The 24,915-nt window shown below is 59.7% G+C and carries 17 protein-coding genes; 11 read left to right on the forward strand and 6 right to left on the reverse strand.

Going from position 1 to position 24,915, the window contains the following annotated elements:
* The first annotated feature begins 5 nt into the window (after positions 1–5).
* From thyX to J3348_RS00225, 6 genes are read left to right on the forward strand one after another with little or no spacing between them, the layout of a single operon-like run.
* Positions 6–785 (forward strand): FAD-dependent thymidylate synthase, encoded by a 780-nt coding sequence (gene thyX, locus J3348_RS00200; RefSeq protein ID WP_120081495.1) that lies wholly within the window; start codon positions 6–8, stop codon positions 783–785.
* A complete protein-coding gene (locus tag J3348_RS00205; protein WP_207698017.1) occupies positions 782–1,453 on the forward strand; it encodes a deoxynucleoside kinase in 672 nt (223 codons plus the stop codon). The genes thyX and J3348_RS00205 overlap by 4 nt, the downstream gene beginning before the upstream one ends.
* Positions 1,454–1,481: 28 nt before the next feature.
* A complete protein-coding gene (locus J3348_RS00210; protein WP_005941478.1) occupies positions 1,482–2,297 on the forward strand; it encodes a hypothetical protein in 816 nt (271 codons plus the stop codon).
* Between the two features lie 18 nt (positions 2,298–2,315).
* The gene (mltG, locus tag J3348_RS00215) at positions 2,316–3,455 is read left to right on the forward strand and encodes an endolytic transglycosylase MltG (protein ID WP_207698018.1); all 1,140 of its coding nucleotides are present in this window, start codon (positions 2,316–2,318) and stop codon (positions 3,453–3,455) included.
* 14 nt (positions 3,456–3,469) lie between these two features.
* On the forward strand, positions 3,470–4,693 hold the full coding sequence (locus J3348_RS00220; RefSeq protein ID WP_005941481.1) for a U32 family peptidase: 1,224 nt from the start codon (positions 3,470–3,472) through the stop codon (positions 4,691–4,693).
* A 10-nt stretch (positions 4,694–4,703) separates the two neighbouring features.
* On the forward strand, positions 4,704–6,419 hold the full coding sequence (locus tag J3348_RS00225) for a PASTA domain-containing protein (protein ID WP_207698019.1): 1,716 nt from the start codon (positions 4,704–4,706) through the stop codon (positions 6,417–6,419).
* A gap of 76 nt (positions 6,420–6,495) precedes the next feature.
* On the opposite strand, the gene J3348_RS00230 is transcribed toward J3348_RS00225, so the two are convergent.
* From J3348_RS00230 to J3348_RS00250, 5 genes are all read right to left on the reverse strand, one after another.
* Positions 6,496–7,974: a glutamate synthase subunit beta gene (locus J3348_RS00230; RefSeq protein ID WP_120081499.1), complete on the reverse strand. Its 1,479-nt coding sequence runs from the start codon at positions 7,972–7,974 to the stop codon at positions 6,496–6,498.
* A gap of 13 nt (positions 7,975–7,987) precedes the next feature.
* Positions 7,988–12,523 (reverse strand): glutamate synthase large subunit, encoded by a 4,536-nt coding sequence (gltB, locus tag J3348_RS00235; RefSeq protein WP_242702811.1) that lies wholly within the window; start codon positions 12,521–12,523, stop codon positions 7,988–7,990.
* A 251-nt stretch (positions 12,524–12,774) separates the two neighbouring features.
* The gene (hcp, locus tag J3348_RS00240; protein ID WP_207698021.1) at positions 12,775–14,355 is read right to left on the reverse strand and encodes a hydroxylamine reductase; all 1,581 of its coding nucleotides are present in this window, start codon (positions 14,353–14,355) and stop codon (positions 12,775–12,777) included.
* Between the two features lie 113 nt (positions 14,356–14,468).
* A complete protein-coding gene (gdhA, locus tag J3348_RS00245; protein WP_097775438.1) occupies positions 14,469–15,821 on the reverse strand; it encodes an NADP-specific glutamate dehydrogenase in 1,353 nt (450 codons plus the stop codon).
* A 427-nt stretch (positions 15,822–16,248) separates the two neighbouring features.
* Entirely contained in the window at positions 16,249–17,082 is an 834-nt protein-coding gene (locus J3348_RS00250; protein ID WP_179860493.1) for an Mrp/NBP35 family ATP-binding protein, read from the reverse strand.
* A 195-nt stretch (positions 17,083–17,277) separates the two neighbouring features.
* Here J3348_RS00250 and J3348_RS00255 point away from each other — a divergent pair, with 195 nt between their 5' ends.
* From J3348_RS00255 to J3348_RS00270, 4 genes are all read left to right on the forward strand, one after another.
* Positions 17,278–18,849 (forward strand): oligosaccharide flippase family protein, encoded by a 1,572-nt coding sequence (locus tag J3348_RS00255; protein WP_207698022.1) that lies wholly within the window; start codon positions 17,278–17,280, stop codon positions 18,847–18,849.
* A gap of 162 nt (positions 18,850–19,011) precedes the next feature.
* Positions 19,012–20,907, forward strand: coding sequence for a nucleoside-diphosphate sugar epimerase/dehydratase (locus tag J3348_RS00260; protein ID WP_049935271.1), 1,896 nt, complete (start codon positions 19,012–19,014; stop codon positions 20,905–20,907).
* A 272-nt stretch (positions 20,908–21,179) separates the two neighbouring features.
* On the forward strand, positions 21,180–22,466 hold the full coding sequence (locus J3348_RS00265; RefSeq protein ID WP_154256130.1) for a diaminopimelate decarboxylase: 1,287 nt from the start codon (positions 21,180–21,182) through the stop codon (positions 22,464–22,466).
* 12 nt (positions 22,467–22,478) lie between these two features.
* Positions 22,479–22,883, forward strand: a complete 405-nt coding sequence (locus tag J3348_RS00270) for a hypothetical protein (RefSeq protein ID WP_097782209.1) — start codon at positions 22,479–22,481, stop codon at positions 22,881–22,883.
* Positions 22,884–22,945: 62 nt separating this feature from the next.
* Here J3348_RS00270 and J3348_RS00275 read toward each other — a convergent pair whose 3' ends face one another.
* Entirely contained in the window at positions 22,946–23,953 is a 1,008-nt protein-coding gene (locus J3348_RS00275) for an RluA family pseudouridine synthase (protein ID WP_097777691.1), read from the reverse strand.
* Positions 23,954–24,115: 162 nt separating this feature from the next.
* On the opposite strand from J3348_RS00275, the gene radC reads away from it, so the two are divergent.
* Complete coding sequence (gene radC, locus J3348_RS00280) at positions 24,116–24,835, forward strand: DNA repair protein RadC (protein ID WP_207698023.1); 720 nt, start codon at positions 24,116–24,118, stop codon at positions 24,833–24,835.
* The last annotated feature ends 80 nt before the right edge of the window (positions 24,836–24,915 follow it).

Consider the following 24,915-nt stretch of genomic DNA (forward strand, 5'->3'; position numbering starts at 1 on the left):
CACTTATGATGACTGTTCGTTTGATCGCACATACCCCGGAACCGGAAAAGGTGGTGGCTGCAGCGGCAAAGCTCTGCTATTCTGATGCGCACATCACCGACCTGCTGGACGGTCTGACCGAGGAAAAGACCGCGAAGTTCCTGACCATGCTCAGCGATCTGGGCCATGCCAGCCCCATTGAACATGCCAGCTTCACCTTTGGCATCGAGGGGGTCAGCCGCACTTTACTGGCGCAGATCACCCGCCACCGCATTGCATCCTTCAGTGTGCAGAGCCAGCGCTATGTGCGGCTGGATGATTTCCGCTATGTGGTACCGCCCGAGATCGAAGCCATCCCGGAAGCAAAGGAAGCTTTCCTTGCCAGCATGGAAGAGGACGCAAAGCGCTACCTCGACCTTGCCCACAAGCTGGAAGAAGGCCACACCGCCCGCCTGATGGCTGAAGGAATGCCGGAAAAGCAGGCCCGCGCCAAGGCCAGCAAGCAGGCCAACGAGGATGCCCGCTTTGTACTGCCCAACGCCTGCGAGACCAAGATGGTGGTCACCATGAATGCCCGCAGCCTGCAGAACTTTTTCCACCTGCGCTGCTGCAGCCGCGCCCAGTGGGAGATCCGGGAGCTGGCCGAAAAGATGTTTGAGCTGGTGTATCCGGTGGCACCGCATATCTTTGCAAAGTCCGGCCCGGCCTGTGTATCCGGCCCCTGCCCGGAGGGAAAAATGTGCTGCGGCAAAACCGCTGAGGTGCGCGCAAAATATGCATCCATCAAGGAGGCTGCAGGCGTATGAGCAAGGGAAAACTGATCGCCATTGAAGGACTGGACGGCAGCGGCAAGGCCACGCAGGCAAAGCTGCTGGCCGGGTATCTGGCTGCACAGGGCCTTGCGGTGCGCGAGGTGAGCTTCCCGGACTACGGCAGCGACTCCAGCGCCCTTGTAAAAATGTATCTGGCAGGGCAGTTCGGCCAGCACCCGGACGATGTAAACGCCTATGCAGCCTCCAGCTTTTATGCGGTGGACCGCTATGCCAGCTACAAAAAGGACTGGGGCAGTTTTTACGAGAATGGCGGCATCATCATTGCCGACCGCTACACCACCTCCAACGCGGTGCACCAGTGCTCCAAGCTTCCGCCGGAGCAGTGGGAGAGTTTTCTCGGCTGGCTGTTTGATTTTGAGTTCCATCTGCTGGGCCTGCCTGCGCCGGATGAGGTGATCTACTTACAGGTAGACCCCGCCGTGAGCCAGAAACTTATGACCCAGCGTTACCACGGCGACGAGAGCAGGAAGGATGTGCACGAGAAGGATACCGAGTATCTTGCCCGCAGCCGCTGCGCCGCCGAGTATTGTGCCGCGCACCTTGGCTGGGCCGTCGTGCATTGCACCAGCGGGGACAACATACGCAGCATCGAAGACATTCAGGCCGAAGTGCAGGAGATCGTGTTGAAGCAGCTGACATAATTTTCGATAAGAGGGGGCATCCTGACAGATGTATCGTTTGATGCAGCCGGAAGATAAACCGGCAGTGCTGGCTTTATGGCAGAGCCAGCGCAATGAATCAGAAGAATTTGCCAAAAAGGCCATTGAGCAGTTTGCAGGCGAGCAGAACGTCTATGTGGCCGAGGAAAATGACGAGATCGCTGCGGTGGTGCTGGCTGTGCCGGTCACGCTGCAGGGCCGCAGCGGCACCTACCTGTACGGTCTGTGCGGCGAGGGCAGCCTGATCCTGGCGGGCCTTGTGGACTATCTGTGTGCCCAGCAGAAGCTGCGCGGCGCGGGCTTTACGGTGGCGGTGCCCACCAGCCCGGAGCAGGCCGCACTGCTGCAGGATAAGGGCTTTGCATGGGCCTTCGCCCTGCGCTGCCTGCCGCGCGAGGTGGAGCGCAACCTGTGGAGCCAGGCGGAGTTTGATTCCGTCACCGCCAAAAAGCTGTGTGAGCTGCGGGAGCGCTTCTGGCCCGATACCGTGCAGCTGACCCCGGAGCGCATGGCCGTGGTGCTGGGAGATCTGTACTCCTCCGGTGCCACCATCGTTTCCAGCGCCCACGGCTATGGTATTTATTTCCGCAAGGAGGATACGCTTTACTTTGTGGAGCTGCAGGCCGACAATGACCGCGCCGCCGAAGTACTGATGGAAGCCGCCCGCGAAAAGGAAGTCATCGTGGAAAAGGCGGTCATTACCGTGGGCGCATCCCAGCCGCTGTTCCTCGGCGAGGGCACCCGGCAGGACTACGGCATGATCCGCTTTGATGCCGAACCCTTTGATGTAGCCGAAAGCTACATGCGCCTGATGCTGGAAAACTAAGATAAAAGGAAGGTGCTTATGGCACACGAAAAAAACACCCGCAAAAAAGGCGGTGTAGGGAAGATCCTGCTGGTGCTGGTGGTACTGCTGGCGCTGGCCGTTGGCGGGGCGCTGCTGTTTGCGCACAACGAGATCAGCGGCAATGGCAGACCCGGCACGGAGGTAACGGTGAGCATCCCGCAGGGCAGCGGCGTTTCCGTCATTGCGCAAAAGCTCAAGGATGCGGGTGTGATCCGCTCGGCCTATCTGTTCCGCTGGTATGTGGGGCAAAAGGGCGCGGCATCAAAGCTGCAGTATGGCGATTTTACCCTGCAGAAGAGCGCCTGCTCTTACGATGCCATTATTGCGGTCCTGTCCACCTACGCCAAGGCCGAAACGGTGCGCGTGACCATCCCAGAGGGAACCACGGCCATTGCCATTGCCCAGAAGATGGAAGCCGCCGGGCTGTGCAGCGCCGAGGATTTCCTGAAGGAAGCCAACGAGGGCGATTTCAGCGAATACACCTTCTGGCAGTACGTGCCGGACGATGCCGACGCGCCGGATCGCTTTATGAAGTGCGAGGGCTATCTCTTCCCGGAGACCTACGAATTCTTAAAGGACGACACCGTGCACAATTATGTAGCCACCTTCTATGCCCAGTTCGATGCACAGATCACCGATGAGATGTATGCAGAACTTAAAAAGCAGGATATGACCCTGCCCCAGCTGATCACACTGGCATCCTTTGTGCAGGAGGAAGCGGGCAACAGTCAGGACTCGAACGTGGCACAGGTGTTCCGCAACCGTCTGGCTGCGGATTCACCCTACCCGCGCCTGCAGAGCAACACCTCCAGCTATATCCAGAGCGACAGTGACAACAATTACCTCTGGAACTGGGTGGCACCCTACTATGGCGGCTGGGATAATATCCCGGAAAATATCGTGGCTGCGTATGATACCTACAGCTGCAAGGGCCTGCCTGCCGGGCCGATCTCGAACCCCGGCATTGCGGCCATCAGGGCAGCGCTGGCCCCCCAGCCCAATGAGGAAGCCAAGGATGCCTATTTCTTTGTGACCGACCTCAAGGGCAGCTATTATTATGCCCGCACCCTGAGCGAACACAACGCAAACTGCCAGAAGGCAGCACAAGTGAACAAAACTGTGAATACGGAAAAATGAGAGGAATTTGAACTATGCTGCAAATCCCGGAACTGCTGGCCCCGGCAGGCGATCTGGAACGCCTGCGCTATGCCATCAACTACGGTGCCGATGCCGTTTACTGCGGCCTGCCTGAATTTGGAATGCGGTCTGCTCCGGCCAACTTTACGCCGGAACAGCTGGCCGAGGGTGTCATCTACGCTCACGCCCGCGGCCGCAAGGTCTACCTGACCATGAACACCCTGCCCACCAACGAGGAAGCCGACCGTCTGCCCGAGGCCATCAAGGAAGCAGCCAAGGCCGGTGTGGATGCCTTTATCGTGGCAGACCTTGGTGTGCTGGATGCCTGCAAGACCTTTGCACCGGACATCGATGTGCACATGTCCACCCAGACAGGCATCACCAACTGGGCTGCGGCCCGCGCCGCCTACAACATGGGCGCAAAGCGCGTGGTGCTGGCCCGTGAGATGACCCTGCAGGATATTGCGATCCTGCGCGATAAAACACCGCCGGAGCTGGAGATCGAAGCCTTTGTGCACGGTGCTATGTGCATGAGCGTTTCGGGCCGATGCCTGCTTTCCAACTACATGGCGGGCCGCGACGCGAACCGCGGCCAGTGTGCCCAGCCCTGCCGCTGGAAATACTATCTCAGCGAGGAGACCCGTCCGGGCCAGCTGTACGAGATCGGCGAGAACGAGAACGGCAGCTACATCCTCAACGCCAATGATATGTGCACCGCGCCTTTCCTTGATCTGATCTGCAAGGCCGGTGTGGACAGCCTGAAGATCGAGGGCCGTGCCAAGACCTTCTACTATGTGGCAAGCGTTACCGCCGCCTACCGCAGGGCGCTGGACGCTTATCTGGCCGACCCGCTCAACGACAACTTTGAGCTGCCTGCTGAAGTGTACGAGGAGCTTACCCGTACCAGCCACCGCCACTACTCGCCGGGCTTCTACTTTGGCCGCGAGCAGGCCAGACAGGCCACCGACAGCGCTACTTACATCCGCGAGTGGGAGTTTGTGGGCACGGTGGACGGCTGGGAGAACGGCGTTGCCTCCTGCCAGCAGCGCGGCAAGTGGAGCCTAGGCGACACTCTGGAAGCCCTCTGCCCGGATGGCCGCAGCATTCCGCTGAACCCTGAGTGGATCGAAAACGAAGCCGGTGAGCGGGTGGAGAGCACCCCGCATGCCATGGAAAAATACACCATTCCCACGCCGGAGCTGCCGCCCATGAGCCTGCTGCGGCGCAAAACGGTATAAGGAGACCACAATGGAAGCAACACGCCTGTGTCCATACTGCCTGCAGCCGCTGCCCGGAGCAGCACAAAGCTGCCCGCACTGCGGCAAAAGCTTTGCCGGGCGCAACCCCGGCGGCACCCTGCCGGTGGGCACCGTGCTGGCCGGGCGCTACACCGTAGGGGAAATGCTGAGCATCGACGGCGAGGGCATCCTCTACCGCGGCGCAGAGAATCTGGGCCGTTTCCGGGTGACCATCAAGGAATATCTGCCCATTACCCTCACGGCGGAGCGCACGGCAGAAAGCACCCTGCGGCCCAAGACCGGCAGTGAGGTGCTGTTCAAAACCACCCGCATGGATTTTGCGGACCTGTACCGCTCCATCCAGCGCATCACTCCGGCCAATGGTCTGGAAGCCGTGCTGGATGTGGTGGAAGCCAATAACAGCGTTTACGCCATTCTGGAAAATCTGGGCGGCACCCCGCTGGATCAGTGGCTGGAAAACCACCCCGGCACCATCCGCCCGGACGATGCCTGCACCATGCTGCAGCCGGTGTTTGAAGGCGTAGCCGCCATGCACAAGATCGGTCTGGTGCACCGCGGTATCTGCCCGGAGAACATCCGCGTGATGGAAAACGACCGCTGCCGTCTGGCAGGCTATGCCACGGTGGGCCTGCGCACGGCGGGCAGCGGCCTGCACGAACAGCTGTACGAAGGCTATTCCGCCCCGGAGCAGTATTCCACCGCAGAGTTCGAGGGCCGCTATACCGATGAATACAGCCTTGCGGCCGTGTTCTACCGCATGGTGTGCGGGCAGGCCCCGGTGCCTGCAGCGCAGCGCATAGTGGCAGACTCCAACCCACGCGCAAAATCGGTGAACGGCAGCCTGCCGCTGTACGTCTCGCAGGTGCTGCAGCTGGGCCTGCGCCTGCGGCCCATGGAGCGCATCCAGACCGTGCCGCAGCTGTATCAGGCCCTTTCTTCCAAGGAATACACCGCCGAGCTGACCCGCACCATGAAGCCGGAGACTCCGGTGCGCACAGCCCCGCCGGAGCCGGAACGCAAGGAGCATCTGCTCAGCTTAAAAGCGCTGCTGGCGGGCATCGTGATCCTGCTGTCCATCCTCATTCTGCTCACGCTGTGGAGCGTGCTGAGCCAGCACATCCACCGGCCTGCCGCGTCGGCTGCGGAGTCGGAACCGGCCAGCAGCGAGGTGATGGTGCCGCAGAACCTTGTGCCGAACTTTATTGGCATGGACTACACGCAGGTGCAGAACAACCGGGAATATACTAGCATGTATCTGTTCTACGTCACCGAGGAATACAGCGATACCGCCCCGGCGGGCCAGATCATCCAGCAGGAGCCGAGCGCGGACACTGTGCTCAAGGCAGGGGAGACCATACGGCTGGTGGTGAGCAAAGGCCCGCAGATGGCCGAGATGCCCAATATCATCGGCTTTACGCAGGATGGCGCGGTAAAGGAACTGGAAGCCCGGGGCCTTGTGGCCAGCTGCTTTATGGTGGTGAACGATGGCTCCTATGCATCCGGCTGCGTGGTGCGTACCAGCGAGGAGCCGGGCACCAAGGTGGAAGTGGGCACGGTGATCACCGTGTATATTGCGGCAGACCCCAGTGTGCAGATCACGGCAACACCGGAGGAACCCGCCGCTACCGAACCCACCACGACAGAGCCGGCCCCTCCGGAAACAACAGATCCTACCCCCACGGAACCGGAATACAATACAGACTAAAAAACAAAAGCAGAAGCGGGAGCCTTGCAAAGGCCCCCGCTTCTGCTTGTTTAGGATAGGAAAGAGAATGGCTTAGTTAGAGGTTGGTGTAGCCCATCAGGTAGCGGTCTACCTCGGCGGCGCAGTCGCGGCCTTCGCGCAGGCCCCACACCACAAGGCTCTGGCCGCGGCGCATATCGCCGCAAACGAACACCTTTTCCACGTTGGTCTTGAAGCTGTGGTCTGCCACGTTGCCGCGGGCGGTCAGCTCCACACCAAATGCATCGGCCACGTAGCTTTCGCAGCCGGTAAAGCCTGCGGCGATGAACGCCAGCTGGCAGTTGTAGGTAAATTCTTCACCGGTAGGTACCATGCTGGTACGGCCGGTCTCGGGGTTCCGCTCCGGCTTCAGGTAGGAGATGATAGCACCGGTCAGATTGCCTGCATCATCCTTCAAAAATTCCTTCACGGTGGTCTGGTACACGCGCGGGTCCTTGCCGAACTTTGCAAGACACTCAGTCTGACCGTAGTCCACCTTCAGCACACGGGGCCACTCCGGCCACGGGTTGGAGGCTGCACGCTCCTTGGGCGGCTGCGGCATCATTTCCAGTGCCACCAGATCGGTGCAGCCCTGCCGCAGGGCCGTGCCCTGACAGTCGTTGCCGGTATCACCGCCGCCGATCACCAGAACATTCTTGCCCTTGGCATCGATGGCCTTGCCGTCCGCGAACTGGCTGTCCAGCAGACTCTTGGTCACGCTGGTCAGGTAGTCCACGGCAAAGTGCACGCCGTTTGCATCGCGGCCGGGCACATTCAGGTCGCGGGCCTTCTTGGCACCGCAGCACAGCACCACGGCATCGTAGCCGTTCAGCAGCTCTTCGGCGGCAACAGCCCCGCCCACATCCATGTTGGTGCGGAACTCCACGCCCTCGGCCTGCATGATCTTGATGCGGCGCTCGATGACGGATTTGTCCAGCTTCATGTTGGGGATGCCGTACATCAGCAGGCCGCCCACGCGGTCTGCACGCTCGAACACAGTCACGGCGTGGCCGCGCTTGTTCAGGTATTCGGCCACCGAAAGGCCGGAGGGGCCGCTGCCCACCACGGCTACGCTCTTGCCGGTGCGGGAGGGCGGCGGTGCGGCGTGCAGCCAGCCCTTGGCGTAAGCCGTTTCGATAATGGCGTGCTCGTTCTCGCGCACGGTCACGCTGCTGCCGGTCACATCGCCGCAGGTGCAGGCCGCTTCACACAGGGCAGGGCACACCCGGCTGGTGAACTCCGGAAAACGGTTGGTGGCCATCAGCCGATGCATGGCCAGCTCCCACTTGCCATGATAAACAAGGTCGTTCCACTCCGGGATGAGGTTGTTCAGCGGGCAGCCGGAGGCCATGCCGCCGATCATCATGCCGGCCTGACAGAAGGGAACACCGCAGTCCATGCAGCGTGCTGCCTGCGTCTGCTGCTCCTCGCGGGAGAGCCAGACGTGAAATTCGTTAAAGTTTTCAATGCGTTCCAGCGGCGGAACATCCGTGCTGGTTTTGCGCGTATAGTCGATAAATCCAGTTGTCTTACCCATAACGCTGCCCTCCTTACTTCTTCTTCTGCACCGTGTAGAATGCTTCGATCTGTGCCTGCTCGCCGTCCAGACCGCGCTCCTCAACGGATGCGATCACACGCAGCATACGGTCATAATCGTAGGGCAGAACTTTCTTGAACTTGGGCAGGAATTCGCTGAAGTTGTCAAGGATTTCTTTGCCGCGGGGAGAGCCGGTGGCCTCCACATGTTCGCGGATCAGCTCTTTCAGGGTGGCAACATCGTACTTGTGCTCCACAGGCTCCAGGCTGACGGTCTCCTTGTTCACGCGCTGGTAGAAGTCCCAGTTCTCGTCCAGCACGTAGGCGATGCCGCCGGTCATACCGGCTGCAAAGTTCTTGCCGGTCTGGCCCAGAACCACCACCGTGCCGCCGGTCATGTACTCGCAGCCGTGGTCGCCAACGCCCTCCACAACGGCGGTGGCACCGCTGTTGCGCACGGCGAAGCGCTCACCGGCCACGCCGGAAATGAACGCCTTGCCGCTGGTAGCACCGTACAGGGCCACATTGCCGGTGATAATGTTCTCCTCGGGCTTGAACGTGATGCCCTTGGGCGGGCGCACGACGATCTTGCCGCCGGACAGGCCCTTGCCCATGTAGTCGTTGCAGTCGCCCACAAGGTCCAGCGTCAGGCCGTTGGGGATGAAGGCACCAAAGCTCTGGCCGCCTGCACCCACACAGTGGGCGGTGTAAATATCATCCGGCAGGCTGTTGCCGTATTTGCGGGTGATCTCGCTGCCAAAGATGGCACCAAAGGCGCGGTCGGTGTTGGAGACATCCAGCGTCACGCTCTGGGCATTTTTGCTGCTGAGCTTGAACTTCTTCATCAGCACCTTCATATCGAGGGTGTTTTCCAGATGAAAGTCGTAGGTGTCCTCCTTCACGAAGTGAACATTGCTGTTCTCGATGGCAGGGTTGTGCAGGATGCAGTCGAGATCCATCTTGGAAGCGCGGCTGCCGGGTGCGGCAGGCTTGACCTTGAGCAGGTCGGTGCGGCCCACCAGTTCATCGATGGTGCGCACGCCCAACTTTGCCATGTACTCGCGCAGCTCCTCGGCCACAAAGGTGAGGTAGTTGATGATGTATTCCGGCTTGCCCTTGAAGTTCTTGCGCAGCTCCGGGTTCTGGGTGCAGATGCCCATGGGGCAGGTATCCAGATTGCACACACGCATCATCACGCAGCCCTCGGCCATCAGCAGGGTAGTGCCGAAGCCGAACTCCTCTGCGCCCAGCATACAGCTGATGGCAACATCGCGGCCGGAGAGCAGCTTGGAGTCGCTCTCGATGCGCACGCGGGTGCGCAGGCCGTTCAGGATCAGGGTCTGATGGGTCTCGGCGATGCCCAGCTCCCACGGCAGGCCAGCGTGCTTGATGGAAGTACGCGGTGCTGCACCGGTGCCGCCGTCGTAGCCGGACACCAGAATGACCTGTGCGCCGCCCTTGGCAACACCGGCCGCAATGGTGCCAACGCCGGCCTCACTGACCAGCTTGACATTGATGTTGGCGCTGCGGTTGGCGTTCTTCAGGTCGTAGATCAGCTCTGCAAGGTCCTCGATGGAGTAGATATCGTGGTGCGGCGGGGGAGAGATCAGGCCCACACCGGTGGTGCTGTGGCGGGTCTTTGCGATCCACGGATATACTTTGGCACCGGGCAGATTGCCGCCCTCACCGGGCTTTGCGCCCTGTGCCAGCTTGATCTGGATCTCTTCCGCAGAAACGAGGTATTTGCTCGTTACACCAAAGCGTGCGGAAGCCACCTGCTTGATCTTGGAATTGCTCTCGCTGTGGTAGCGCTCTTCGGGTTCGCCGCCCTCGCCGGTGTTGCTGCGGCCGCCCAGACGGTTCAGGGCGATGGCAATGGTCTCATGGGCTTCACTGCTCAGGGCACCGTAGCTCATGGCTGCGCCCTTGAACCGCTTGACAATGGAGCTTACCGGCTCCACCTCTTCCAGCGGGATGCCGCCGTCAGGAGCATAGTTAAAGTCCAGCAGGCTACGCAGATGCACGCCGTCAGCACCCATATTGTCCACGGTGCTGGTGAACTGCTTGAAAGCCGAGTAGTCGTTCGTCCAGCAGGCTTTTTGGAACAGGTGGATGGTCTGGGGGTTGAACAGGTGTTCTTCCTTGCCGCTGCGGAACTTGTGTGCGCCGCTGTCGGCCAGCTCCATGTTGATGTCCAGACCCAGCGGGTCGAAGGCTGCGTTGTGCTGGGCTTCCACATCGGCCTGAATATCCGAAAGGGTAATGCCGCCCACACGGCTCACCGTGCCGGTGAAGTATTTGTCGATGACATCCTTGGAGATGCCCACAGCCTCAAAGATCTGGCTGCTCTGGTAGCTCTGGATGGTGGAAATGCCCATCTTGGAGGCAATCTTCACAATGCCGCTGAGGATGGCGTTGTCGTAGTCCTCCACGGCTGCATAGTAATCTTTGTCCAGCAGGCCTTCGTCGATGAGCTGGCCGATGGTCTCATGTGCCAGATAGGGGTTGATGGCGCAGGCACCGTAGCCCAGCAGAGCGGCAAAGTGGTGCACCTCGCGCGGCTCTGCACTTTCCAGGATCAGGGCCAGTGCGGTGCTCTTCTTGGTGCGGATCAGGTACTGCGAAACCGCGGAAACTGCCAGCAGGCTGGGAATGGTCACGTGGTATTCATCCACATCGCGGTCAGAAAGGATGATGATATTTGCACCATCCTTGTAGGCGCGGTCGACCTCCAGAAATACACGGTCGATGGCCTTTTCCAGACTGGTATTCTTATAGTAGTTGATGGACACCGTGGCTACCTTGAAGCCGGGCACGTTCATGTATTTGATCTTGAGCAGGTCGGTGCTGGTCAGGATGGGGTTGTGCACCTTGAGCACCTTGCAGTTCTCGGGCTTGTCCTCCAGCAGGTTGCCGTGTGCGCCAATATACACGCTGGTGGAAGTGACCACCTTTTCGCGGATGGCATCGATGGGCGGGTTGGTGACCTGCGCAAAGCGCTGCTTGAAGTAATTGAACAGCGGCGGATGCTGGTTGCTCAGCACAGCAAGCGGGGTGTCGGTGCCCATAGCGCCGGAAGGCTCTGCGCCTGCCCGTGCCATGGAGAGGATCATGGTGTTCACATCCTCATACTTGTAGCCGAACACCTTCTGCAGGCGGGTGAGCTGATCGCCGGTGTAGCTTTCCACCTTCACGTTGGGAATTTTCAGCCTGGCCAGCTCCACAAGGTTGCGGTCGATCCACTCGCCGTAAGGCTCACGGCTGGCGTAGAACTCCTTGAGCTTTTCGTCGTCCACCACTTCGCCCTTCACGGTGTCCACCAGCAGCATTTTGCCGGGGCGCAGACGATCCTTGACCAAAATATTATCCGGCTCGCATTCCAGCACACCCACCTCGGAGGACAGGATCATGCGGCCGTCCTTGGTGATGTAATAGCGGCTGGGGCGCAGACCGTTGCGGTCCAGCACAGCGCCCATCACGTCGCCGTCCGAGAAGAGGATGGCAGCGGGGCCATCCCAAGGCTCCAGCATGGTGGCATAATACTGGTAGAAATCGCGCTTTTTCTGGCTGATGTTCTTGTTGTTCTCCCACGGCTCGGGAATGGTGATCATCACGGCCAGCGGCAGATCCATGCCGTTCATCACCATGAATTCCAGCGCGTTATCCAGCATGGCGGAGTCGGAGCCGGAAGTGTTGATGATGGGCAGGATCTTGTTCATGTCGTCCTGCATGATGGAGCTGGAGATGCTCTCTTCACGGGCCAGCATGGCATCCGTGTTGCCCTTGATGGTGTTGATCTCGCCGTTGTGCAGGATGAAGCGGTTGGGGTGTGCGCGCATCCAGCTGGGGTTGGTGTTGGTGGAGAAGCGGCTGTGCACCATGCCGATGGCAGACTCGTAATCGGGGTCCTGCAGGTCGGTATAGAACAGGCGCAGGTCGTGCACAAGGAACATGCCCTTGTACACGATGGTGCGGCTGGACAGGCTGGGCACATAAGTGCCGTTGCTGGCCTGCTCGAACACGCGGCGCACAATGTACAGCTTGCGGTCAAAATCGATGCCCTTGCTCACCTTGGCGGGCTTTTTGATGAAGCACTGCCAGATAGCAGGCATACAGTCGCGGGCTTTCTGGCCCACGGCATCCGGATTCACGGGAACCTTGCGCCATGCCAGAAATTCGAGGCCTTCCTTGCGGGTGACCACCTCGAACAGCTTCATGGCCTGCGCACGCAGGTGTTCACTCTGGGGGAAGAAGAACATGCCCACACCGTACTCGCGCTCGTTGCCAAGGTTGATGTTCAGTTCTTCGGCCACCTTGGAGAAGAACTTGTGGCTGATCTGCAGCAAAATGCCCACACCGTCGCCGGTCTTGCCCTCGGCATCCTTGCCGGCACGGTGTTCCAGCCGTTCCACAATAGCCAGTGCATCGTCCACGGTCTGGTGGCTTTTGCGGCCCTTGATATCCACCACAGCGCCAATGCCGCAGGCATCGTGCTCAAACTGTGGATCGTACAGACCAAGGGTGTTTTTCTGCTCTGTAAAGTTTTCCATAGACTTTCCCATCCTTATCTAAAATCCTCACCGGTGCGGCACCCTCCGCATTTTGACAAAAAAGAAAAGCGCCCCGCAAGGGCATACTTTACCCTTGCAGAACGCCTTTGTTCCGGTAACTATTATTATACTGAACGCTGAAAAATCTTCAAGTGACAGCTGCACCAAATATGACAACTGCTTTACACCACTTCTTGTGCGAAACGCCGCGTATGGCGGTCAGTTGTAGCTATAGTGAGAACAGTGCAGGCTCAATGTCTGCCCAGAATGGCCTGCAGGTCATTTTCCGGCGTTGTTACGGCTTTTAAATCGTACTTTTGCTGCAGGGCAGCCACAACGACCGGCGAGAGGAACGGGGGCAGGGTAGGCCCCAGCCGGATGTTCCGGATGCCCAGCGCCAGCAGCGCGATGAGGATGCACACGGCCTTCTGCTCAAACCAGCACAGCACCAGCGAGAGGGGCAGGCCGTTGACGCCGCAGCCAAAGGCGTCGGCCAGCGCCAATGCGATGCGGATGGCGCTGTAGGCGTCGTTGCACTGGCCCACGTCTAGGATGCGGGGCAGGCCGGTGCCCGGCACGGTGCCAAGGGGCAGGTCGTTCAGGCGGAACTTGCCGCAGGCCAGGGTCAGCAGGATGGTGTCGGGCGGGGTAAGGCGGGCAAACTCGGTGTAGTAGCGGCGGCTGGGCCGGGTGCCGTCGCAGCCGCCCACCAGAAAGAAGTGCCGCAGCTTACCGTCCCGCACCGCCTGCACGATCTCGTCCGCGTGCTGCAGCACGGCGGTGCGGGCAAAACCGGTGGTCACCGTGGAGCCGCCGTTCAGGCCGGGCAGCAGGGTGTCCTGCGCGTAGCCGCCCAGCTCCAGCGCCTTTTCGATCACCGGGGAAAAGTCGCGCCCTTCGTCGATGTGGGGCACGCCGGGGTAAGCCACCACCGAGGTGGTGAACACCCGGTCGGCGTAGCTGGCGCGCAGGGGCATGATGCAGTTGGTGGTGAACAGGATGGGCGCGGGGATGTCCTCGAACTCCCGCTGCTGGTTCTGCCATGCGGTGCCAAAGTTGCCCTTGAGGTGGGGGTAGCGGCGCTTCAGCTCCGGGTAGCCGTGGGCGGGCAGCATCTCCGAGTGGGTGTAGACGTTGACGCCCCGGCCTGCGGTCTGTTCCAGCAGCTGCTGTGCGTCGTAGAGGTCGTGGCCGGAAATCACGATGAACGGCCCCTTTTCAATGGTCAGGGGCACCTGCACCGGTTCCGGATCGCCAAACGCGCCGGTGTTGGCCGCGTCCAGCAGCTCCATGCAGCGGTAGCTGGCTTCTCCTGTGGCCTGCACCAGCTGCCACAGGGCGTCGGTGGTCTGGCCGGGGTCGCCCACGGCCTGCAGGGCGGTACAGAAGAACCGGTCCAGCTCCGGGTCGATGCGGCCCAGCACCCGGGCGTGGTAGTTGTAGGCGGCCATGCCCCGCAGGCTGAACAGCACAAAGCATTTCAGGCTGCGCCGGTCGGCGTCCGGTTCCCGCCAGAGGGCCTGCATGTCGTAGTCCGGGCCGGTGCCGGGGCTGGCGTCGTGCACCCGGCGGGTCAGCGCGTCCACGGCGGCGGGGTCAAAGTTCACGTTGGTAATGGTGGTGAACAGCCCCTGCATCAGCAGCCGGGCCTGTTCCGGGGTCGGGCCGCGCCCCGCCGCGATGAGTTGTCCGGCAAACGCGATGAGCGCCCCGGTGAGCCGGTCCTGTGCGGCGGCTGTCTCGGCCGACTTGCCGCACACCCCCGCTGCGCCGGTGCAGGCGGTGCAGCCCGCCGCCTGCTCACACTGAAAACAAAACATCTGCTCGTCCATACAAAACTCCCTTTCTGCCATAAGATACTGCCAGTGTGGGCAGAGCGGGGCGGGGTTATACCAAAAAAGAGCCGCACCCCTGCGGGCGCGGCTCTTAGACGACGCGGTATGACTTAGTAGGTGATGCCCTGTGCCATCATGGCGGTAGCAACCTTCAGGAAGCCGGCGCAGTTTGCACCGACCATCAGGTTGCCCTCGGAACCGGCAGCCACAGATGCATCGTAGGAAGCGTGGAAGATGCCCTCCATGATGCCCTTCAGCTTGGCATCGACCTCTTCAAAGGTCCAGCTCAGGCGCTCGGAGTTCTGGCTCATCTCCAGACCGGAGGTGGCCACGCCGCCTGCGTTGGAAGCCTTTGCAGGTCCGTACAGGATGCCGTTGGACAGGTAGACCTCGATGGCCTCCGGGGTGCTGGGCATGTTGGCACCCTCGCACACGACGGTGCAGCCGCCCTTCACCAGAGCCTCAGCGGACTCCTTGTTGATCTCGTTCTGGGTTGCGCAGGGCAGGGCGATGTCGCAGGGGACAGTCCAGACCTTGGTGCAATCTGCAACATAGGTTACACCCTCGTGGGTCTCGGCGTACTCCTTGATACGGCCGCGGCGGACTTCCTTCAGATCCTTGACGTAGGCCAGATCAATGCCGTTGGGATCGTAGACGTAGCCGTTGGAGTCGGACATGGTCACGACCTTGGCACCCAGCTGGGTAGCTTTCTCGCAGGCGTAGATCGCCACGTTGCCGGAACCGGAGATGACCACGGTCTTGCCCTCAAAGCTGTCGTTGCGCATGCACTTCAGTGCCTCAGCAGTGAAGTAGCACAGGCCGTAGCCGGTAGCCTCGGTGCGGGCCAGAGAGCCGCCGAAGGTCAGGCCCTTGCCGGTGAGCATGCCGCCCTGGAAGCTGTTGGTCAGGCGCTTGTACTGGCCGAACAGATAGCCGACCTCACGGCCGCCGACACCGATATCACCGGCGGGGCAGTCCACGAACTGGCCGATGTGGCGGTACAGCTCGGTCATGAAGCTCTGGCAGAAGCGCATCACTTCCATGTCGCTCTTGCCGTGGGGGTCGAAGTCAGAGCCGCCCTTGCCGCCGCCCATGGGCAGGGTGGTCAGGCTGTTCTTGAAGGTCTGCTCAAAGCCGAGGAACTTCAGGATGCCCTGATTGACAGAGGGATGGAAGCGCAGGCCGCCCTTGTAGGGGCCGATGGCGCTGTTGAACTGCACACGGTAGCCGCGGTTCACCTGAACCTTGCCCTGATCGTCAACCCAAGGCACACGGAAGGTGATGATGCGCTCCGGCTCGACCAGACGCTCGATCAGAGCGGCCTTCTCGTACTCAGGGTGCTTCTCCACAACGGGCTGGATGCTCTCCAGAACCTCGCGCACAGCCTGCAGGAACTCAGGTTCGTTGGCATTGCGCTTTTCCAGACCTTCGTAAACGCGCTTCAGGTATTCATTTGTCAGCATAGTAGAATACTCCTTTTCCCAATTACTCTATAAAATTTGAAAAAGACGAAACCGCCCGGCCCGCCGCACAGCGGACGCGCTGCTAAAACGCTTTGGGACGATCCCGGATTTCCGTTCTTACACACCGGCCTGCTTATGGCTGCAGACCGCTTTATTATTATAAAGCATTTCTGTGGGTTTGACAATAGCGAGAAAGCAGAAAATGCTTCAAAAAAACAGATGAAAAGTTGAGACCGCTTCACAAAACGAAAAATAAAAGAAAAAAACGGCACAGAACCTTGTTTTTTAAAGCGCTGGCAGAACAAAAGAAATACGGAAAAGAACGTCTTTTCTCCATTTTGCTGCATTCTGCAGGCGCAGAAAGCTATATTTTCTGCAACCAAAAAGCCCTGCACCACGCAAACGGCACAGGGCAGAGAAACGATTTTTACTTCTTCAGCAGCTTTTCGCAGGCGTCTGCGGCACCTTCCAGATACTCGCCGCCGTAGGTCTCGATCATGCCGGCATCGGAAAGCGCAGCCAGCTGGGGATCGATGGGGCACTTGGCCAGCACGGGCAGGCCGTGCTTTGCAGCCACCTCATCCACATGGCTCTCGCCGAACACATTGATGTGCTTGCCGCAGTCGGGGCAGACGATGTAGCTCATGTTCTCCACAATGCCCAGCATGGGCACCTTCATCATCTCAGCCATGTTCACGGCCTTGGCCACGATCATGCTCACCAGTTCCTGCGGGCTTGCCACCACAACAATGCCGTCCACCGGCAGGCTCTGGAACACGGTCAGGGGCACATCACCGGTTCCCGGAGGCATGTCCACGAACAGGAAGTCCACGTCCTTCCAGACCACATCGGTCCAGAACTGCTTGACGGCACCGGCGATCACCGGGCCGCGCCACACAACGGGATCCTCCTCGTTTTCCACCAGCAGATTGATGCTCATAACATCAATGCCCATGCGGCTCTGCAGGGGCCAGCAGCCCTTGTCGTCGGCCATGGCACGGCCATGGATGCCGAACAGCTTGGGAATGGACGGGCCGGTGATGTCGGCATCCAGAATGCCGCAGTGGTAGCCGCGGCGTGCCATGGCGCAGGCCAGCAGAGCGCTGGTCATGCTCTTGCCAACACCGCCCTTGCCGGACACAACGCCAATGACTTTTTTGACGCTGCTGTTGGGGTTGGGGGCATCGTGCTTGGGCGCTGCATCGCGGGAAGAACATGCTGCTCCACAGCTGGAGCAGTCATGGGTACATTCTTCGCTCATTCTCTTTTTGCGCACGGCTGGCTCAGAGGCATTGGCCGTGTGCTTCCTCCTTGATCAGAATACGGCTGCAAAGGCCGCCCCTTTACTATACCATAAAAGCGCTCAGGAAACAACCCGCCGCGCCGCTCTGCTTTTGCATATCCTGTTCCGCCGCTTCATATGCTGGAACCGGAACATTCCGGCAGGAGGTGCGCCATGCGGCAGAGCTATTTGAAAAATGCGGCGCTGCTCACCGGTTCAGACGTGGTGCTGCGGCTGGCCGGCATGGGCCTGCGCATCTGGCTGGCAAACGAGCTGGGCGGCGAGGGGATGGGCCTTTACCAGCTGGTGCTGGCGGTGTATTCACTGTTCGTCACGCTGGCAACGGCGGGCGTTTCGGTGGCGGCTACCCGGCTCATGGCCGAGGAACTCAGCGGCCCGGCTTCCGCCCATGGTGCAGCCCGCGGCATGCTGCGCCGTCTGCTGGCGGCAGGACTTGTGCTGGGGCTGTTTGCCGCCGCGCTGCAGCTGGCGACAGCGGATCTTGCGGCCCGGTTGTGGCTTGGCGATGTCCGCGCCGTCGGTGCTTTGCGCGTTTCAGCGCTGGGAATGCCATGGATGGCGGTCTCGTCGGTGCTGCGCGGTTTTTTCATCGCCCGACGGCATGTAGCTCCCAATGTGTTCAGCCAGCTTACGGAGCAGACGGTGCGCATCGCGCTGGTGGCACTGGCGCTTACCCGTACCGAGGGCCTTGCGGTGGGCGTGCGCTGTATGCTGGTGTTGGGAGCTACCGCCGTCAGCGAAGCGGTGTCGGCGCTGTGCATGCTGGCCTTTTACCGGCGGGATGCCCGCAGTGCCTTTGCGGGGCAAAAAGCCGTCCGCCCGGCAGACCCGGCCCGCCGTCTGTGGGAGATCCTGTGGCCGGTGGAGGGCGGGCGGGTATTGGCAAGCGCCCTGCACACGGCGGAGAATATGCTGGTGCCCGCCTGCCTTGCGGTCTATCTGATCAACGCGGGCGGGCGCACCGCCGCGCTGGAGCAGTACGGAGAACTGAAAGGCATGGCTCTGCCGCTGCTTACGTTCCCATTTGGCCTGCTGGGCAGTCTTTCGGTGCTGCTGATGCCGGAGATCACGCAGGCTCATATTCTGGGCCAGACCGAACGGCTCAAAACACTTCTGGACCGGATGTTGCGGCTCACCGGCTATTTTTCCGCGCTGGCAGGGGTGATGTTTTGGGTGTGGGGACGGCCGCTGGCACAGCTTTTGTACCAAAGTGCGGATGCCGGGTTCTATCTGGAAACGCTGGCTCCTGCCATGCCGCTGATGTATCTGGAAAGCATGGTGGACGGTGCCATGAAAGGGGTAGGAGAGCAGAAGGCGGCCTTCCGCTACAGCGTGTGGGATTCCATCCTGCGCATTGGCGGGGTGGTGGCGCTGCTGCCGCGCTTTGGCATGAAGGGCTTTTTGACAGTGATCCTGCTTTCCAGCCTGTACACCTGTGCGGCCAACACCGGGCATCTGCTGTTTTCCAGCGGCACGCAGCATGCATTCCGCCGCTGGCTGGGTGCACCGGCACTGGCAGCTGTGCTGGCCGCGGCGGCTGGCATGGCGCTGCGGAAGCTGCTTGCGGATGGGTTTGCGGCTCGGCTGCCTTTGCAGCTGGCCGCGTTGGGCATAGGCGGCTGCGCTACCACAGGAGTGTTCCTACTGGCGGCATGGCCGCTGGGCCTTGGAGAGGAAGCAGCCGCGCTCTGGGCTGCGCACCGGCCCGGCAGGCCGAAAAAATAGAGGGAGTTTGGCAGCGGATTCAAATTTTCTGGACATTCTGCAGTGTTCTGAGTATAATATAAAGATAGGGCTGTCCGGTGCGCCGGGCAGGACGGAACGCCGGAAGCTCCTTCCGGCAAAAACAGCGGCGTTTTACGCCGTGTGCAAAAAGAGGACTTTTTTGTGAAAGATAAAAAGAACACACCGCAGGTGCTTGCGCGCCGGGCGCTGCTTGTGCTGCTGGATGCAGCCATTGTTGCATTCAGCTTTTATTTTGCGCTTCTGCTGCGGGCAGACGGAGCAGTGGAAGCTGCTTGGTGGCCGCATAACCGTGAGCTTCTGTACGAAAATCTGCCATGGATCGTGGCGGTGTACATTGCCAGCTTTCTGTTCAGCGGGCTGTACTCCGTACTGTGGAAGTATGCCGGTGAACGCGACCTGATGCGTCTGGCGGGAACGGTGGCTGTGCCTACCGTTGTCGTCTACTGTGTTAACCGTCTGTGCATCCACGGCGTGCTGTTCAACTCCGCCAACTGTATGGCGGCGGTGCTCATCTTCCTGCTGGTGGGCGGCAGCCGTCTGGCATGGCGGCTGTTCCTGAACCACCCGCTGGGCGAAAAGCTACGCGGCGCTGCCAGCAAGGACCCCAACCGCCCGGTGATGATCGTAGGTGCAGGCGAAGCCGGTGCATGGGCCATCAACGTGTGCAAATCCAATAAGGAATATGGTCACGCGGTGGTGGCGGTGGACGATGACCCCACAAAACTCAACCAGACCATCCACGGGGTGCCGGTGAAGGGCACGCTGGAGGATATCCCGGACCTGTGCAAGCGCTACGGCATCCACAGCATCATCATCGCCATTCCTACCCTGAAGGGCAGCAAGCTGAACCATGTCATCGATCTGTGCGTCAGCACCCATTGTGCGGTGCAGCTGCTCAGTGACCCGCAGCTGGTGGGCAGCGGTACACCGCAGCAGGGAGCCTTCCGCGAGTTGAACCCGGCGGACTTCCTTTCCCGCGATGAGGTGACGCTGGATACCGATCAGATCTCCGGCTACCTCACCGGCAAGACCGTTCTGGTCACGGGCGGCGGCGGCTCCATCGGCAGCGAACTGTGCCGTCAGGTGATGCGCTTCAAGCCCGGCAAGCTGCTTATTTTTGATATCTACGAGAACTGCGCCTATGAGCTTTTGATGGAGCTGCAGCAGAAGTACGGCCGGGATATCCCGGTAACGGTGCTCATTGGCTCCATCCGCGATAAAAAGCGTCTGGATGAGGTTTTTGAAACCTATCATCCCACTGTGGTGTTCCATGCGGCAGCACACAAGCATGTGCCGCTGATGGAGGTCAGCCCTGCAGAAGCGGTCAAGAACAATGTTCTGGGCACCAAAAACCTGCTGGTGAGCGCCAGCGAACACGACGTGGAGCGGTTCGTGCAGCTTTCCACCGATAAGGCTGTGAACCCCACCAGTGTGATGGGCTGTACCAAGCGCATCTGCGAAATGCTCATCCAGACCTTTGCGGGCAACACGGATATGAAGTGTGTGGCTGTGCGTTTTGGCAATGTGCTGGGCAGCCACGGCAGCGTCATTCCGCTGTTTGAGGCTCAGATCAAAAAAGGCGGGCCTGTCACCCTGACAGACCCCAACATTGAGCGCTACTTTATGACCATTCCGGAAGCGGCCCAGCTGGTGCTGCAGGCTGGTGCGCTGGCTGAAAGCGGCAATATCTATGTGCTGGACATGGGCGAGCCGGTCAAGATCATGGATCTTGCCAAGCAGCTCATCCGCTTTTACGGCTATGAGCCGGGCGTGAATATGGAGATCAAGATCGTGGGTCTGCGCCCGGGCGAAAAGCTCTACGAAGAGCTGATGATGGACGAGGAGCAGGATAAGATGCGCCGCACCCAGCACAATAAAATTTTTGTGGCTTCGCCGCGCAGCATCGATCTGGCCGAGTTCTACGGGCAGCTGCAGGAGCTTGCCGCTGCGGCAGAGCACAACGATGAGGGTGTGGTGCAGCAGCTGGCAAAGATGATCCCGACCTTCACCCCCACCCGCCAGAATCTGAAGCTGTAAACTCCCCCAGTCTGCTGCGCAGACAGCCCCCTCAAAGAGGGAGCTTGTCCGTGCGGCAAAGCCTCCCTCATTGAGAAAGACTTCCCCCGGCCGGGACAGATTCTCCCCGCGCCGGGGAGAAATGTCACCACAGGTGACAAAGAGAGGAACAGATGTCGCGCCAGCGACAAAAAGGGGAATGGGTGGCATCGCATCAGCGATGACGAAAGGAGTTTCTACTGATGCCACTGCGGCGATCGGCCGCGTGCATATAAAATGAGAGGGATGTTACTATGGAAAAGAAACCGTTTCTGACCGAGGCGATGGCACAGGAGATCATTCAGGATGTGCCCACGCCGTTCCATGTCTACGATGAGAAGGGCATCCGTGAAAATGCCCGCCGCATCAACAAGGCATTCAGCTGGAACAAAGGCTTCAAGGAGTATTTTGCCGTCAAGGCTCTGCCGAACCCTGTCATCCTGCAGATCCTCAAGGAGGAGGGCTGCGGCGTGGACTGCTCGTCCCTGACTGAGCTGATGCTCAGCGAGGTGTGCGGTTTCTCCGGCAGTGAAATCATGTTCTCCTCCAACCAGACTCCCGTGGAGGATATGAAGAAGGCCTACGAGCTGGGCTCCTACATCAATCTGGACGATGCCACCATGGTGGAATTTCTGGAGCGTGTCGCCGGCGTGCCGGAGAACATCTTCTGCCGCTATAACCCGGGCGGCACCTTCAGTCTGGGCGAGAGCGAAGAGGGCTTTCAGGTCATGGACAAGCCCGGCGATGCCAAGTACGGCATGACCGAGGAACAGATGATCGAAAGCTACAAGAAGCTGGCCGCCAAGGGTGCCAAGAACTTCGGCATCCACGCTTTCCTTGCTTCCAATACCATTTCCGATGAGTATTACCCGGAGCTGGCAGGTATCCTGTTCCAGCTGGCTGTCCGGGTGCAGAAGGCCACCGGTGTGCACATCGGTTATATCAACCTGTCCGGCGGTGTGGGCATCCCGTACCGCCCGGAGCAGACCGAGAACGATATCATGGCCATCGGCGAGGGTGTGCGCAAGAAGTTTGAGGAAATTCTGGTGCCCGCAGGCATGGGCGATGTGGCCATCTTTACTGAGATGGGCCGCTTTACCACCGGCCCCTACGGTGCTCTGGTGGCAACGGCCATCCACGAAAAGCACATCTATAAGGAGTACATCGGTCTGGATGCCTGCGCTGCCAACCTGATGCGTCCCGCCATGTATGGCGCATACCATCACATCACTGTGCTGGGCAAGGAAAACGAGCCTTGCGACCATATGTACGATGTGGTGGGCGGTCTGTGCGAGAACAACGACAAGTTTGCCATTGACCGGATGCTGCCCAAGATCGACATTGGCGACATCGTTTATATCCACGACACCGGTGCACACGGCTCTGCCATGGGCTACAACTACAACGGCAAGCTGCGCAGCGCCGAAGTGCTGCTGTGCGAGGATGGCACCCACCGTTTGATCCGCCGTGCCGAGACGCCGCGCGATTACTTTGCAACGCTGGATTTCCTGCCCCTGATGAAGCCGCTGTTTGAAGATTAAGAGGTATCATAAATGTTTTTTGGCTTTCAGCTCACCCTTGGTCTGATGATGGTATTCTACGGCTATTCGGTCATGAAAAATCCCCGTGTCTGGGGAGATCAGGGCCGCCGTGCCGTCAAGGCGGAGCACTTTGAGGAATACTGCCGCCAGAACGGCCTGTTCTTTTTGAAGGCAGGCTGTGTGGTGGCGGTGATCGGTGCACTGGATGCACTCATCACGCTGGATGCCCTGCTGTACGCTCTGCTGTACCTCTTCGGTCTGGCTTTTGCCTTCTATCCGCTGGTCAAATGGTGCCGTGAGAACGAGGGCTTCAGCTGGCCATGGCCCCATGTCCAGAGCGAGAGAAAGCGCATCAAAGAGCTGCGCCGTGAACAGGAATCGCAGGAAAAGACGGAGCAGGACTCCGACAAAAAGTAAAAAACAAAGAGAAAAACGGCTGCTGTACGGTAAAGTACAGCGGCCGCTTTTTTGTTTCCACTTTATGCAGGGTGGTTTTCCTCGCTGTTCTTGCTCTTATCCAGCGCATCGAACTGCTTTATGATCTGCGGGTCCTTCAGCTTGACGACCTTGCCGGAGAGATAATGCAGGGTGTTTTCCTCGGGAATATCAAGGAAAGTGACCCGCACAGCGCACAGGGCCTGCGTTTTGGTGCCGGTGCGCTCGTTCATCTTGCGGTTGCCGTACTTGATGTCGCCCAGAACCGGACGGCCCAGATAGGCCAGATGTGCACGGATCTGGTGGGTACGGCCGGTGACAAGGCCGATCTTGCACAGGGCGAACGGCCCGGCGGTGCGCAGTACGTCCACGTCCGTAATGATCTGCTTGCGGCGCTCGTCCTGCGACTGATGTGCATGGATGCTTACCTTGTTGTTCTTCTCGTCGTGCTCCCACCATGCGGTGAACCGCCCGGACTGCGGGATACCCACCGTGATGGTGTAGTACTCCTTTTTGAGTAGGTCAGTGCGGATGATCTCGTTCATGTCCCGCAGGGCGGTGTAGCTCTTGGCGGCGATCACAAGGCCCTCGGTGCCGCGGTCCAGCCGGTTGCAAATGCCGGGCTTGAACCGGTTCTCGCCGTGGGGGTCGTACTCGCCTTTTTCGGCCAGATACTGGGTAAAAGCGTCCACAAGGTTTGCATCGCCGGTGCGGTCGCTATGGCACAAAAGGTGGGTGGGTTTGTACAGCACAGCAATGTTTTCGTCCTCATAAATGACATTGACCTTGGGCTGATTCTGCTTTTTTTTCGGCGCGGCTTTCTGCACGGTTTTTGCGCCTTCCGGCGGGAAAAACTCGTCGTTGATGTACAGCTCGATCAGGTCGCCTGCCTGAATGCGGTACTCCGGCACGGCCTTTTTTCCGTTTACCTTCACGCGCTTATTGCGGAAGCTCTTGTACAAAAGGCTGGTGGGAAAATCGCGGGTCACGCTCTGCACAAAGCGGGAAAGACGAACGCCGTCGTCGTTGGCGGTTGCGGTATATTGTTTCATAAATGTTCCTCAATTTTCAAGAGATACCTTTATAGTAATACAGCCTTGGCTGCAAGTCAACGCGGAAACGCCCCGGATCAAAACTATTTTACCGCAAAGCCTTGAGTTCCGGGCGCAAAATGGGTACTATTATAAGGAATGAATCAGAAGGAGAGTACCGCAATGGCAGAACACAAACGGCATCAGGGACACCGCCAGCGGATGCGCGAACGGGTGCAGAACTACGGTCTGGACAGTCTGGCCGAGCACGAAGCGCTGGAATATGTGCTGTACCTCACCAACGCCCAGAAGGACACCAACGGCATCGCTCACGACCTGATCGACCGCTTTGGCGATTTTGCCGCTGTGCTGGAAGCCAGCGAGGAAGAGCTGTGCACTGTGGAGGGCGTAGGCCCGGCCACAGCCCGGATGCTGCATCTGCTGCCGGAGATCAGCCGCTACTATGGCCGCAGCCGTACCAGCACCACCCGCTGCATCAGAACTACCGAGCAGATGGGCAGCTATCTGATGGCGAAGTTTGCGTGGTCGGATTACGAGCGTGCAATGCTGGTCAGTCTGGACAGCCGTAAGCTGGTGCGCGCGGCGGTCTGGCTGCGGGAAGGCACCACCGACCGGGTAAGTCTGGACATCAAGGATGTGGTGTCTGCGGCCATCAAGGGCGGCACCGACACGGTGGTGCTCAGCCACAACCACCCCAACGGTGCGGCCTTGCCCTCCATGGAGGATCTGGAGGCCACTGGCAATATTGCCCGGGCATTGGGCCTTGTGAACATCCATCTGCTGGATCACTTCATCCTGACCGATACGGAGTATTTCTCCATGCGGGACGCAAACCGCCTGCCGATCTATGACTTTAAAACAGGTACGCTTTTCTGGCCTTGATCTGTGAAACAACAAAAAAGTGTTTACATTATAAAACTGGTGTGCTATAATCAAACCGTAAAATACAACTGATTGTGGTT

The organism is Faecalibacterium sp. Marseille-Q4896 (genome assembly GCF_017377615.1).
Classification (GTDB): Bacteria; Bacillota; Clostridia; order Oscillospirales; family Ruminococcaceae; genus Faecalibacterium; species Faecalibacterium taiwanense.